Consider the following 12,252-nt stretch of genomic DNA (forward strand, 5'->3'; position numbering starts at 1 on the left):
CAAAGAGGTTAAAAAAATGGCAAATCATAAATCTTCTGAGAAGAGAGCTAGACAAACATTAGTAAAAACTATAAGAAACAGATTTTACAAAACAAGAATCAAAAATATCACTAAAGATGTTTTAAGTGCAGTAGAGAGTGCAGACAAAGAAAAAGCTGTTGAAGCTATGAAAGTTGCAAACAAATATATTCACCACTGCGTTTCTAAAGGTATTTTAGCAAAAGGTACAGCTGCTAGAAAAGTAAGTAGACTTCAATTAAAAGTAAATGCTATATAATTTATGCTAAAAGACAAACTCCAACCATTTATTGCTAGATTTGATGAGATAACTCAATCTTTAATGAGTCCTGATATAACTAGCGATATTAAAAGAATGACATCTTTATCAAAAGAGCAATCAAGTATTGAACCAATTGTAGAAAAAGCAAAAGAGTACATAAAAGTTCTTGAAGATATTGAAGAGAATAGATTAATGCTTGATGATAATGAACTTGGAGATTTGGCAAAAGAAGAGTTAAAAGAGCTTGAGCTAAAAAAACCAGTTTTAGAAGATGAGATAAAAGTTTTAATGATTCCAAAAGATCCAAATGATGATAGAAATATCTATTTGGAGTTAAGAGCAGGAACAGGTGGAGATGAAGCTGCACTTTTTGTTGCTGATTTGTTTAGAGGCTATTTAAGATATGCTGAAAACAATAATTGGAAAGTTGAAATTATGAGCTCAAGCGATAGTGAAGCTGGTGGTTACAAAGAGATTGTAATCTTAGTAAAAGGTGATCATGTTTACTCAAAACTAAAATTTGAAGGTGGAACTCACAGAGTTCAAAGAGTTCCAGCAACAGAGTCTCAAGGAAGAGTTCACACATCTGCTATAACAGTTGCTGTTATGCCAGAAGTTGATGATGTTGAAGTTGAGATAAGTGAGAGTGATTTAAAGATCGATGTAATGAGAGCTAGTGGAAACGGTGGTCAATCTGTTAATACTACAGATTCTGCTGTAAGAATTACTCATATTCCATCTGGTATTGTTGTAACAAACCAAGACCAAAAGTCTCAACATAAAAATAAAGAGAGAGCCATGAAGGTTCTTAAAGCAAAGCTTTATGAAATTGAGATGGAAAAAAAGATGGAAGCAGAGGGTGCTAATAGAAAAGAGCAAGTTGGAACTGGTGACAGAAGTGGAAGAATTAGAACTTATAATTTCCCACAAAATAGATTAACTGATCATAGAATCAACTTAACTCTTTATAGACTTGATTACATTTTGCAAGATGGTTTGTTTGATGAAGTGATTGATCCTCTTATTGCTGATCATCAATCAAGACTAATTGAAGCAAACGGTTTATAAATTTAAGCTATTTCACTCTAGTTTAGAGTAGAGATAGCTTTTATTTTTTAAGCATAAAAAAAGCCCAACTCCTAGGAGCTGGGCTTTTTTATTGGAAATAACAAATCTTACAATCTTGATTCGTATCTTCTTAGCATATATAATTTTTTAAGCATTTTCTTTCTAGCAGAAATTTTTTGTTTCTTTCTAATCTCTGTCATAGGCTCGAAATATCTTCTTGCTCTAGTTTCAGTTACGATTAGGTTTCTGTCGCATTGCTTTTTAAATCTTCTATACGCTTCGTCAAACGATTCGTTATCTTTAACTTTAATGCCTGGCACTAAAATCACCCTCTTTCTTTTTAAATTTGAGCTTAGATTATATTTAAATAAATCTTAATATCTATTTAACCTATCTTGATATAAAATAATTGTTTTAAATAAAAGGAATATATTTTGAATTTAACACATATTGATGAGAATAATAGACCAAAAATGGTAGATGTTTCTGATAAAAATGATACAAAAAGAGTTGCAGTTGCAAGTGGAAAAATAACTATGAGCAAAGAGGCATTTGACGCAATTAAAAATAATATTGTAAAAAAAGGACCTGTTCTTCAAACAGCAGTTGTTGCAGCTATTATGGCAACAAAAAAAACAAGTGATTTAATACCTATGTGTCACCCTCTTTTATTAACAGGAATAAATTGTGATATTGAAGAGTTTGAAAGTGAACATAGCTTCAAACTATTTGTAACTGCAAAACTAAATGGGCAAACTGGAGTTGAAATGGAGGCATTAACAGGTGTTAGTGTTGGTCTTTTGACAATTTATGATATGGTAAAAGCTATTGATAAATCAATGGTAATTTCAGATATTCAGCTTGAGAGAAAAAGCGGTGGTAAAAGTGGAGATTTTGTAAGATGATAGATTTAAGTAATAAAAAATTGGAACTAAATTATCCATGCACTTGGGAGTATAAACTTGTTGTTTTAGAAAGTTGTAATATTAAAAAGTGTGTAAAAGAGATAGTTTTAGAGAGAGCTCATACTATTAAAACATCAAAAACTAGCGCAAAAGGTAAATTTAAAAGCTACAATTTAGAGCTTATTGTTCATAATGAAGATGATAGAGTTGAACTTTTTAGACTTCTTGGTGAGCATAGTGATATAAAAATGGTTTTATAAAAATATACCAACTGATAAAATAACTCTACAAAAAAGCCTTTTTATATTATAAGATAAAATAAAAAAGGCTTTATTATGATTTTGGGAGTTTCTTCTTGTTTGTTGGGAAATATGTGCAGATATGATGGTCATGGTGCAAAAGATGAGTTTGTATTTAGTAGTTTAAAAGAGCATTTTACTCTTTTGCCTTATTGTCCTGAGAACTCTATTTGGAACTCTCCTAGAGATGCTATTAGACAAGTATCAATTGATGGTGAAGTTAAAATATTTACATCTACAAAAGAGCCAAAAGATGTTACAAATATTTTAGAAGAAGCTTGTCAAAAAATGGCTTTAAAAGCTAGTAGTGATGAGTTGTGTGGATTTGTTTTAAAATCGGCATCTCCATCTTGTGGAATGGAGAGAGTTAAGGTTTATCAACCTTTAAATGCACCATCAATTAAAAATGGAGTTGGGATTTTTGCTAAAGAATTAAAAAAAATATTGCCAAATCTTCCAATTGAAGAAGAGGGAAGATTAAATGATGCTTGGCTTAGAGAGAACTTCTTAATGCAAGTTTACGCATATAGTGATTTAAAAAATTTACTAAAAAAAGAGAAAAAAATATCAAACTTAATAGAGTTTCACACATCTTACAAATATTTAATCTACTCAAAATCTCAAAACTCATATAAAATCTTAGGAAAAATAGTAGCAAATAATCAGAAAAAAACTATCGAAGAGCTTTATAATGATTATGAAGCAGAGTTTTTAAAAGCGATAGCTATAAAATCAACTCTAAATAAAACTTATAATATTTTGCTTCATATTTTTGGATACTTTAAAAAACATATAACAAAAGAGGAAAAAGTTGATATTTTAGAAGCTATGTATGATTTTAAAAATAGAGTTATTCCACTTATTGGTGTAATTAAAATTTTTAATATCTATATAAATAGATTTGATATAGCTTATTTAAAAGGGCAAAAATTCTTAAATCCATATCCATCAAAATTAGCTCTTAGAAGTGATTTAAAGGCATATAAGTGAAGCAGATTTTATGGTTTAGAAGAGATTTAAGAGTAGTTGATAGTGAAATATTAGCAAATGCAAAAGGTGAAGTCTTACCAATATTTATTTTTGATAAAAATATTTTACAAAATCTTCCAAAAGATGATAAAAGAGTTACATTTATCTATAAAAGTGTAATTGATTTAAAAGAGAGTTTAAAGAGTATTGGACTTGATTTAGCAATATTTTTTGATACTCCAAAAAATGTATTTACAAAATTAAAAGAGTATAAGTTTGATGAGATTTTAACATCTGTTGATTTTGATTTTTATGCAAAAAAAAGAGATGAAGAAGTTGAAAAAATAATACCTCTTAGAAGATTTTTGGACTCATATTTAATTAATCCAAAAGATATTTTAAAAAGTGACAAAACTCCATATAAAGTTTTTACCCCTTTTTACAACTATTTAGAACCACTTCATCAATCAAATCATATAGAAGAGTTTGAAGTTTCAAAAGAGATAAAAAAAGCCAATTTTGATTATGATTTTTTTCCTAGTTTAGAGGATTTAGGATTTCAAAAACAGAATTTACCTAATTTTTTATATAAAAGTCTGGATGAGTTAATATATAATTTTTCAAAAAAAATAGGAAATTATCAAGAAAATAGAGATTTTTTTCATCTTGAGGCTGGTTCAAATTTAAGTGTACATTTAAGATTTGGAGTTGTATCTGCTAAAATGGTTTTTAATAAAATTAAAAAACTACAAGCACCAAAAAAAGAGATAGATTTTTTTATAAGAGAGCTTATTTGGAGAGAGTTTTACAACTATATATTGTATCATTTTCCAAAATCACAATTTGAAAATCTAAATGGTATAAAAGTAACTTGGAATAAAAATGAAGAGGATTTTAAAAAGTGGTGCGAAGGGAATACTGGAGTTCCTATAATTGATGCTAGTATGAGATATTTAAATCAAACAGGGCTTATGCACAACCGTTTAAGAATGATTGTGGCTTCATATTTGGTAAAAAATCTTTTAATAGATTGGAGAAAAGGTGAAGAGTATTTTGCTCTTAAATTTCTTGATTATGAAGCAAGTTCAAACATAGGTTCTTGGCAGTGGGCTGCTAGTACAGGAGTTGATGCAGTGCCTTATTTTAGAGTTTTTAATCCATATTTACAATCAAAAAAATTTGATAGTGAAGCCTTATTTATAAAAAGTGTTTTAAAAGAGTTAAAAGATGTAGAACCAAAAAAAATACATAGTGAAAATGCTCTTCAAGATGATATTTTTTTAAACTATCCAAAACAAATTGTAACAATTGATTTTTCAAGAAATAGAGCTATTTTGGAGTTTAAAAGGGCAAATAGTGAAAAAAATTGATTTAGCTGTTATTGGAAGTGGAATTGGTGGAAGTTTAATATCTATTTTAAATAAAGATAAAAATTTAGTTCTATTTGAAAAAGATAAAAATCTAGGAGGAACTGCATCTACATTTAAAAGATTTGGAAACTATTTTAATAGTGGTGCTACAACTTTTGTAGGATATGAAGATAATCATATTTTAAAAGATATGTTTGATAGTGCAAATTTTGTGCCTGATTTAATACAAAGTTCATATGCATATAGAACTATTATAAATGGAAAAGTAATTGATAGAAAAACAGATTTTGAAGAGTTTATAGATAGTTTAGATACTGTTTTTTACAATAAAAACAATAGATATTTTTGGCAAACCCTAAAAGATATTGATGAGAGATTTTGGAGATTAAAAGATATATATTTTGCAAAATATAGTTTAAACTCTTACTTGAAAACTCTAAAAACAGTTGAAACTCTTTTTAAAGAGTATAAATTTTTGATGTTTAAAAGTGCAAAAAGTTTTATAAAAGAGGTTTTAGGCGATATTTCAAAAGAGTATCAAGATTTTATAGATGCTCAACTTCAAATAACTCTTCAATCAAATTCAAAAGATATTCCACTTCTATCTTTTGCAATTGCTTTATCATACCCTTTTCATAAGATTTTTTATGCAAATGGTGGAATGGGAAAACTGTTTGATGATATGCTAAAGGATATAGATGTAAAAAAAAGTGAAGAGATAAAATATATAAAAAAGGAGAGAGATTTTTATAGATTATTCTCTTCAAAAGATGAGTATTTAGCTTCAAAAGTTGTTTTAAATGCTCCTGTTTTTGAGTGTAGCAATATCTTTTTAGATGATGATATTAAAAAATATTATAGTAAATTTGAGTTTTATGATCAAAGTGCTTTTGTGATTTATCTAAAAATCGATTCACAAAAAGAGTTTTTAAATCACTATCAAATTATTTTAAAAGATACCATTCCAAATTGTGTATCAAATAGTTTTTTTGTATCTTTTAGCCATAAAGATGATGAAAAACTTTCAAAAAATGGTTATTCTGTGACAATTTCATCTCATACAAAGGCTCTTTTTTGGGATAGTTTAAAAAAAGATGAGTATGAAAATCAAAAAGAGATTACAACAAAATTTATAATTGATGAGTTATTAAAAAATATTTCAGATATTAAAAAAGAGGATATTAAACTAGAGTTTAGTGCAACTAGTAAAACTTTTAAAAGATATATAAATAGATTTAATTGTGGAGCAACACCTTTAAATCTTAAAAATATTTTTAAAATTCCAAGTTCAACTACACCTTTTAAAAATTTATATAATATTGGCGATTCTGTTTTTGCAGGACAAGGATGGCCAGGAGTTGCCCTAGGAGTTAAGGTTTTAAACCAAAACTTAATTTAGATAAGATATAACAAATAATAAAAGGTTTGAAATGCTAAAAAATGAACTCAAAATATTGCCAAAAGATTGGATAAATATTTTAATAATTGGAATACTCTTTGGTTTTTTTCAATCTTTGATTTTCTATTTTTTAAATGAAAATTTACAAACAATTTCAACAATTGTGTTTAGTATTAGCACAGCTTTTTTTATAGCTATTTTTGCAATGATTTTAATAACTCTTTCAAATAGATATTTTCTTCCAAAAATAGATAAAAAATATTGGTATGTAATTAGTCTTTCTTTCTCATTTTTATCTGGATTTTTAGGGTTTTTAGTTCCATATTTCATCTTTATTGATACAAAATTTGAAGTTATAGTTTTAATAAGCACTTTTTGGTTTAATATTTCAGTTGTTGTTGGATTTTTAACTCTTTTAATAGCTTTGATTTTGCATCAATTTGTATCTTTGAAAAATAAAAATAGTCAAATAGAAAAAGAGATTTTGGAGTCTAAGCTTAAATCTTTAGAAAATGAGTTAAATCCACATTTTTTATTTAATGCTCTAAACTCAGTTTCACAACTAATTTATAGTGATAAGCAAAAAGCCGAAAATGCAGTTTTACAGCTGTCAAAATTTTTAAGAAATGCCATAAATAAAGAGAGTTTAGTTACACTTGAAAATGAGATTTTAATGGTTAAAACTTATGTAAATATTGAAAATATAAGATTTGATAATAAAATTGTTTTACACATAGATGATTACTCAAATTTGCAACTAGAAAAAATACCAAAATTTTCAATCCAACTTTTAGTTGAAAATAGTATAAAACATGGATATTTGGGAAAAGAGTTGAATATTTATATTAAATTTGACAAAAATTCTATAACGGTTTTAAATGATGGTAAAAAAAGCTTAAACATAAAGTTTAAAACAGGTCTATCAAACCTACAAAATAGATTAAGACTATTAAATATAGGAGAGCTTGAAACTTCTATAAAAGATGAGAATATGGCTTTTTCTATTATTTTAAAAAAGGATAAAAATTGAAAGTATTAATAGTAGATGATGAGAGTTTGGCACTTGCTAGATTAAAAAGAGTCTTAAATGATAACAATATTTTTGATATAGTTGAATTTAGCGACCCTTTAGAAGCAATTAAAGAGATTTCAAAAACAAAATTTGATGCTGCTTTTTTGGATATCTCTATGCCAAATTTTAGTGGTTTGGAATTAGCTGAGCTAATACTTAATATTGAGCCAAAAACTTTTATAGTGTTTCAAACTGCTTATGAAGAGTATGCTTTGGATGCTTTTAAAAAAGGTGGAATGGGATATTTGTTAAAACCTATTGAAGATATTGAGCTAAAAAAAATATTGGAAAAAATATCTTTGTATAGAGATGAAAAAAAAGATAGTTCAAAAAAGATATTAGGAAAAATCTCAGATAAAATCTACTTAGTTGAGATGGATGATATTTTTTATATAAAAGCTGATTTAGATGAGATTATTATACGAACTAAAGAGAATTTTGTTTATGCAAAAAAGAAGATTGGGGATTTAGAAGAGATATTAATAGATAAAAACTTTTTCAGAGTTCACCGTTCATATATTGTAAATGTTGATAAGATAAAATCTATAAAGAGTGTTGAGCAATCAAAGCTTGAGATATATTTTAATGGAATTGATGAGTTTATTGTTAGCTCAAAAGATGGGGCAAAAGAGTTTAGAGAGTATTTGGATAAAAAAAGTGTATAAAGAGTCACAAAAATAGTACCAAAATATTAAAAAACTTACTAAAATTTAAAAAATAAAGGAGTAATAATGCCAACAGGTTCTTGTATAAAGTGTCAAACTCTACCAATTTTAAATGATAGTAGTTCAAAACTTATTATTGCTTTTGAAGTTTTAGAGTTATCAAAAAAATTTATAAAATATTTGGAAGATGAAGAGATAAATTATAAAAAAGAGGATAGCTTGACTATTATCATTCAAACATCTTCACTTTTTACTTTTTTAGGTAATCTTCTTTCAAAAGATATTTTTAAAAAACATGAAAGAGAGTCTATTTATCTTTTAAGTTTAAAAGAAAATGAAGAGTTTAACTTCTCAAAGATTAGAGAAGTTAAGAGTTTAGAGAAGTTTAAAAATCAAATCTCAGCTCAAGAGTTATCATCTTTACTCTCAAAAGGTGGATTAACAGCACATTTTCAACCAATTTTAGATGTACAAAGCAATACAATTTATGGTTATGAAACTCTTGCTAGAGGGGTAAATGAAGATGGAACACTAGTTTATCCAGATAAGCTTTTTACTTGGGCAAAAGATGGTGATATGCTTTTTTACTTAGATAGAGCTTGTAGAGAGAGTTCACTAAAAACTGCTGCTATTAAAAATATTAGAGCAAAAGTTTTTATAAACTTTATTCCAACAGCAATTTATGATCCAAATCACTGTTTACAATCTACTGTAAAATGGGCAAAATCTTTAGAGTTTGATCCAAAAAATATTATATTTGAAGTTGTTGAGAGTGAAAATATAGAAGATATTGAACACTTGAAAAATATTTTAAATTTTTATAAATCAAAAGGTTTTATGGTAGCTTTAGATGATGTTGGAAGTGGATACTCATCTTTGAATATGATTGTTCAGCTTCTACCTGATATTGTAAAAGTTGATAGAGAAATAATAAAAGATATTGATAAAAACAAAGCAAATCAATCTGTTTTTAAAGCTATTGTAAATATTGCAAAAGATAACGATATTATTGTTTTAGCAGAAGGTATTGAGACGAAAGAGGAGTATTTATACTTAAAAGACAACGGTGCTTCATTGGCTCAAGGTTACTACTTTGCAAAGCCATCTTCGGAGCCAATTAGAAAAATTAAATTTTAAGGAGTTTTTATGTTAAAAGAGATTTTATTTACAGGACTTGGTGGAGCGTTGCTTTTAAAAGAAAAAGTTGAAGAGGAGTTAAAAACTCTTGAGGAAAAAGGAAAAATTAAAACTAGCGATGCAAAGAGTTTTTTGGAGTCTTTAGAACAAAAAGGAAAAGATGAAGATGAGAGAATTAAATCTAAGATAAAAGATATGTTTAAAGAGGTTTTAGACGAACTAGGAGTTGCTACAAAAGCTGATTTAGAGAAGTTAAAAGAGGATTTAAAATAAAAACTTTTTATATCTATCTTAAACTTTTTTCACCTTTTAGAGTCTATTTAATATTTAGATTCTTACTATCTCTTTTTTTACTTATTAAAAAAAGGGATAGTTTTTTGGGTCTTAAAGCTTTAAATCCAAAGAAACTAAAAGAGGCAATATTTTATTTAGGAGCTAGTTTTATAAAACTTGCACAAGTTTTAGCAACTAGATCTGACTTTTTTTCAAAAGAGTATTTAGATGAGTTAAAAGAGCTTCATGACAAGCTTCCAAAAATGTCTAAAGCTGATTTTGAAGATGTTTTTAAAGAGTCTTTCAAGCAAGAGTGTTTTAAAAAGTTTGAAAATGAGCCAATTGCAAGTGCTTCTATTGGTCAAGTTCATATTGCCCATTTGAGCGATGATACAAAAGTTGCTGTAAAACTTAGAAGAAAAAATATTGAAAAACAAGTAAGAGTTGATATAAAAATATTAAACTTCTTCAATAAACTTTTTAGACCACTTTTTTCATATTACACAAAAAACTCAATTGATGCTGTTATAAATGAGTTTTCAAGTATGATAAAAGATGAGACAAATCTATCAATAGAGCTTGAAAATTTAAAAAAGTTTTCTACTACATATAAAGATAGTGGTGTTTTATTTCCAAAACCTTATGAAGAGTTTTGTTCTCAAAGTGCTATTGTTATGAGTTTTATGGATGGTTTTAGATTTGATGATAAAAAATCTTTAGAGAAATATGATATCGATTTTAAACAAATTATCTCAAAACTTGTAAACTTCTACACAGAGCAGATGCTAATAAATGGATATTTTCATGCCGACCCACACCCTGGAAACTTGCTTGTAAACACAAATGGAGAGTTAATCTTACTTGATTTTGGAATGGTAAAAAATATACCAAATGAATCAAGAGTTGCGATAATTGAGCTAATTGATGGTGCAAATAGAGGTGATTTTGAAACTTTTGTAAGAGCAAACAAAAAACTTGGAACTATTAGTTATGAAGCACCTGAAGCTTTGATGGTTGAGTTTAGTCAAAAGATGTTTGAAATTTTTTCAAACGATAATTTATCTAGTGAATCTATGCAAAAATTAGCATTTGAAGTTTTAGAAAGCACTAGAGATTTACCTTTTAAACTTCCAAGCGATGCTGTTTATATTTTAAGAGTTAGTGCAATAATTGAAGGATTAGGCACAACTTATATAGAAAATTTTAATGGTGTAAAAGATATTTTACCAATTTTAAAAGATAATCTTCCAAAAGCTTTAGGAGTTAAAACTACAATTTCTCAAATTGTTTTAGATGAGCTAGAATCATTTCCAAAATTTATAAAAAATCTAAAACAACTAGTTGCAAAAGGTTCAAAAGGTGAGCTTGAAGTACAAGTAAATAAAGAGCAACTAGAGTTTATAAAAAAAGATTTAAAAGAGTATTTTAGCTCACACTTAAAATCTCTATCATTTATTTTATTTGGGATATTTTTGATTTTTTATGATGAAAATCTAAAAAATATCGCTTTGATTTTAGTCTCTTTTGGATTTTTAAGAGTTTGGTTTATTAAATAGATTAATTTTTAAACTCACTCATATAAGTTCTATATAAAAGTGGCACAATTTGAGTTAAATTTTTCTTCATTTTTTACAATACCTGAACTTAAAAATAGTCCCTCTATATAATTTCTTTTGTAAAATTAATTGTGATGTCTGCTAGTTCTCTTAGGCTAAAAACAGCTCTTGGAATATCATTTGAACTACAAGATAGATTATATTTCGCACTATTTGCTAAAATTTCCATTTTTTCATAAGTTGATTTTATTTATTTTAATTGTATATTTGTAGCTTTTTACTGTTTGTTTATCTATGAATTAACATTAAAATTATACAAATAAAATATTTATTGATATATAATCTATTTCAAATTATTTAGAATAAAAAGGGGTTTATATGAAAAAATATTTAAATATTGTGCTATTTTTAATAGTTTCACTATTTTTTGTATCTTGTGCAACAAAAGAGCCAACAGACTTAAAAACTGTACAAAAAGTAGATTTACAAAAATATCTTGGAGATTGGTATGAGATTGCTAGATATGAGCATAAGTTTCAAAAAGATTGTAAAAATGTAAAAGCAAACTACTCTTTAAGAGATGATAATAAGATTCAAGTTGTAAATAGTTGTACAAAAATAACTACAAATGAGTTTAAAGATGCTAAAGCTGTTGCTTACAGTGTTGATGAGACAAATAGTAAGTTAAAGGTTAGTTTTTTTAGACCATTTTATGGAGATTATTGGATTTTGGATTTAGATGAAAATTATAAATATGCAATTGTTGGAACTCCTTCAAAAGAGTATTTATGGATTTTATCAAGAGAAAAATCTATGGATAAAAAGACTTTAAATATCTTACTAGAAAAAATTACAAATATGGGATTTGATAAAACAAAACTTATCTACACAATTCAGGAGTAGTTTATCTATTTTGATAAACAAAAAGCAGTTGAGTTTAACAAAAATAGAAAAAGAGTTATTTCCAAAATTGGAAATAACTTTAATTAAAACTCAACAAGCTCTTTTTTAAATAGCTCTTGATTTAATTTTTTAATTGTTGTTTGATAAGCTTTCTCTATTTTTTCGCTATCATCCTCTTTAACAAGAGATTTTATCTCATCAATAGTTTTACCCTCTTCAAAAGCAACAAATATTTTATACTCTTTTTTTGTAAACTTTCTTTTTAAAACCTCTTGAAGCTCCTCTTCACTCTTTAGAGTTCCTACAAGTTTTTTTATATGTTTATTTATTGAATTTTCAAAATTCATAATTTTGTT

16 protein-coding genes are annotated in these 12,252 nt (G+C 26.7%); 13 read left to right on the top strand and 3 right to left on the bottom strand.

Going from position 1 to position 12,252, the window contains the following annotated elements; all coding sequences use genetic code 11:
* Positions 1 to 16 precede the first annotated feature (16 nt).
* Both rpsT and prfA read left to right on the top strand, forming a co-directional pair.
* Complete coding sequence (gene rpsT / locus CRU94_RS02800; RefSeq protein WP_129105295.1) at positions 17 to 277, top strand: 30S ribosomal protein S20; 261 nt, start codon at positions 17 to 19, stop codon at positions 275 to 277.
* 3 nt (positions 278 to 280) lie between these two features.
* Positions 281 to 1,348, top strand: a complete 1,068-nt coding sequence (prfA, locus tag CRU94_RS02805; RefSeq protein ID WP_129105296.1) for a peptide chain release factor 1 — start codon at positions 281 to 283, stop codon at positions 1,346 to 1,348.
* 107 nt (positions 1,349 to 1,455) lie between these two features.
* Here the strand turns inward: prfA and rpsU are convergent, their stop codons facing one another.
* Positions 1,456 to 1,668 carry a 30S ribosomal protein S21 gene (rpsU, locus tag CRU94_RS02810; RefSeq protein WP_004511155.1) on the bottom strand — a complete coding sequence of 71 codons (213 nt, stop codon included), beginning with the start codon at positions 1,666 to 1,668 and terminating at the stop codon, positions 1,456 to 1,458.
* Positions 1,669 to 1,782: 114 nt separating this feature from the next.
* Here rpsU and moaC point away from each other — a divergent pair, with 114 nt between their 5' ends.
* From moaC to CRU94_RS02860, 10 genes are all read left to right on the top strand, one after another.
* Positions 1,783 to 2,253: a cyclic pyranopterin monophosphate synthase MoaC gene (gene moaC / locus CRU94_RS02815; protein ID WP_129105297.1), complete on the top strand. Its 471-nt coding sequence runs from the start codon at positions 1,783 to 1,785 to the stop codon at positions 2,251 to 2,253.
* Positions 2,250 to 2,513 carry an HP0495 family protein gene (locus CRU94_RS02820; RefSeq protein ID WP_129105298.1) on the top strand — a complete coding sequence of 88 codons (264 nt, stop codon included), beginning with the start codon at positions 2,250 to 2,252 and terminating at the stop codon, positions 2,511 to 2,513. Before moaC ends, CRU94_RS02820 begins: the two co-directional genes overlap by 4 nt.
* A gap of 75 nt (positions 2,514 to 2,588) precedes the next feature.
* Positions 2,589 to 3,542 carry a YbgA family protein gene (locus CRU94_RS02825; protein WP_129105299.1) on the top strand — a complete coding sequence of 318 codons (954 nt, stop codon included), beginning with the start codon at positions 2,589 to 2,591 and terminating at the stop codon, positions 3,540 to 3,542.
* Entirely contained in the window at positions 3,539 to 4,891 is a 1,353-nt protein-coding gene (locus tag CRU94_RS02830; RefSeq protein ID WP_129105300.1) for a cryptochrome/photolyase family protein, read from the top strand. Before CRU94_RS02825 ends, CRU94_RS02830 begins: the two co-directional genes overlap by 4 nt.
* Positions 4,878 to 6,290 carry a phytoene desaturase family protein gene (locus tag CRU94_RS02835; RefSeq protein WP_129105301.1) on the top strand — a complete coding sequence of 471 codons (1,413 nt, stop codon included), beginning with the start codon at positions 4,878 to 4,880 and terminating at the stop codon, positions 6,288 to 6,290. Before CRU94_RS02830 ends, CRU94_RS02835 begins: the two co-directional genes overlap by 14 nt.
* A gap of 31 nt (positions 6,291 to 6,321) precedes the next feature.
* The gene (locus tag CRU94_RS02840) at positions 6,322 to 7,320 is read left to right on the top strand and encodes a sensor histidine kinase (protein WP_129105302.1); all 999 of its coding nucleotides are present in this window, start codon (positions 6,322 to 6,324) and stop codon (positions 7,318 to 7,320) included.
* The gene (locus CRU94_RS02845) at positions 7,317 to 8,027 is read left to right on the top strand and encodes a LytR/AlgR family response regulator transcription factor (protein WP_129105303.1); all 711 of its coding nucleotides are present in this window, start codon (positions 7,317 to 7,319) and stop codon (positions 8,025 to 8,027) included. Before CRU94_RS02840 ends, CRU94_RS02845 begins: the two co-directional genes overlap by 4 nt.
* A gap of 66 nt (positions 8,028 to 8,093) precedes the next feature.
* Complete coding sequence (locus tag CRU94_RS02850; RefSeq protein WP_129105304.1) at positions 8,094 to 9,164, top strand: EAL domain-containing protein; 1,071 nt, start codon at positions 8,094 to 8,096, stop codon at positions 9,162 to 9,164.
* 9 nt (positions 9,165 to 9,173) lie between these two features.
* On the top strand, positions 9,174 to 9,437 hold the full coding sequence (locus CRU94_RS02855; RefSeq protein WP_129105305.1) for a hypothetical protein: 264 nt from the start codon (positions 9,174 to 9,176) through the stop codon (positions 9,435 to 9,437).
* 170 nt (positions 9,438 to 9,607) lie between these two features.
* Positions 9,608 to 10,993, top strand: coding sequence for an ABC1 kinase family protein (locus CRU94_RS02860; RefSeq protein ID WP_258237379.1), 1,386 nt, complete (start codon positions 9,608 to 9,610; stop codon positions 10,991 to 10,993).
* Between the two features lie 103 nt (positions 10,994 to 11,096).
* On the opposite strand, the gene CRU94_RS02865 is transcribed toward CRU94_RS02860, so the two are convergent.
* Positions 11,097 to 11,222 carry a hypothetical protein gene (locus tag CRU94_RS02865; protein ID WP_258237367.1) on the bottom strand — a complete coding sequence of 42 codons (126 nt, stop codon included), beginning with the start codon at positions 11,220 to 11,222 and terminating at the stop codon, positions 11,097 to 11,099.
* A 149-nt stretch (positions 11,223 to 11,371) separates the two neighbouring features.
* On the opposite strand from CRU94_RS02865, the gene CRU94_RS02870 reads away from it, so the two are divergent.
* Positions 11,372 to 11,896 (top strand): lipocalin family protein, encoded by a 525-nt coding sequence (locus CRU94_RS02870; protein ID WP_129105306.1) that lies wholly within the window; start codon positions 11,372 to 11,374, stop codon positions 11,894 to 11,896.
* A gap of 83 nt (positions 11,897 to 11,979) precedes the next feature.
* Here the strand turns inward: CRU94_RS02870 and CRU94_RS02875 are convergent, their stop codons facing one another.
* On the bottom strand, positions 11,980 to 12,243 hold the full coding sequence (locus tag CRU94_RS02875) for a hypothetical protein (RefSeq protein ID WP_129105307.1): 264 nt from the start codon (positions 12,241 to 12,243) through the stop codon (positions 11,980 to 11,982).
* Between the last annotated feature and the right edge of the window lie 9 nt (positions 12,244 to 12,252).

This window comes from Arcobacter sp. AHV-9/2010, from assembly GCF_004116575.1.
Taxonomy (GTDB): domain Bacteria; phylum Campylobacterota; class Campylobacteria; order Campylobacterales; family Arcobacteraceae; genus Aliarcobacter; species Aliarcobacter skirrowii.

Bases quoted from the DNA above. Each gene is read 5' to 3' on its own strand.
- rpsT (WP_129105295.1), top strand. From the start codon at position 17: ATGGCAAATCATAAATCTTCTGAGAAGAGAGCTAGACAAACATTAGTA.
- prfA (WP_129105296.1), top strand. From the start codon at position 281: ATGCTAAAAGACAAACTCCAACCATTTATTGCTAGATTTGATGAGATA.
- CRU94_RS02820 (WP_129105298.1), top strand. From the start codon at position 2,250: ATGATAGATTTAAGTAATAAAAAATTGGAACTAAATTATCCATGCACT.
- CRU94_RS02825 (WP_129105299.1), top strand. From the start codon at position 2,589: ATGATTTTGGGAGTTTCTTCTTGTTTGTTGGGAAATATGTGCAGATAT.
- CRU94_RS02840 (WP_129105302.1), top strand. From the start codon at position 6,322: ATGCTAAAAAATGAACTCAAAATATTGCCAAAAGATTGGATAAATATT.
- CRU94_RS02850 (WP_129105304.1), top strand. From the start codon at position 8,094: ATGCCAACAGGTTCTTGTATAAAGTGTCAAACTCTACCAATTTTAAAT.
- CRU94_RS02855 (WP_129105305.1), top strand. From the start codon at position 9,174: ATGTTAAAAGAGATTTTATTTACAGGACTTGGTGGAGCGTTGCTTTTA.
- CRU94_RS02865 (WP_258237367.1), bottom strand. From the start codon at position 11,222: ATGGAAATTTTAGCAAATAGTGCGAAATATAATCTATCTTGTAGTTCA.
- CRU94_RS02870 (WP_129105306.1), top strand. From the start codon at position 11,372: ATGAAAAAATATTTAAATATTGTGCTATTTTTAATAGTTTCACTATTT.
- CRU94_RS02875 (WP_129105307.1), bottom strand. From the start codon at position 12,243: ATGAATTTTGAAAATTCAATAAATAAACATATAAAAAAACTTGTAGGA.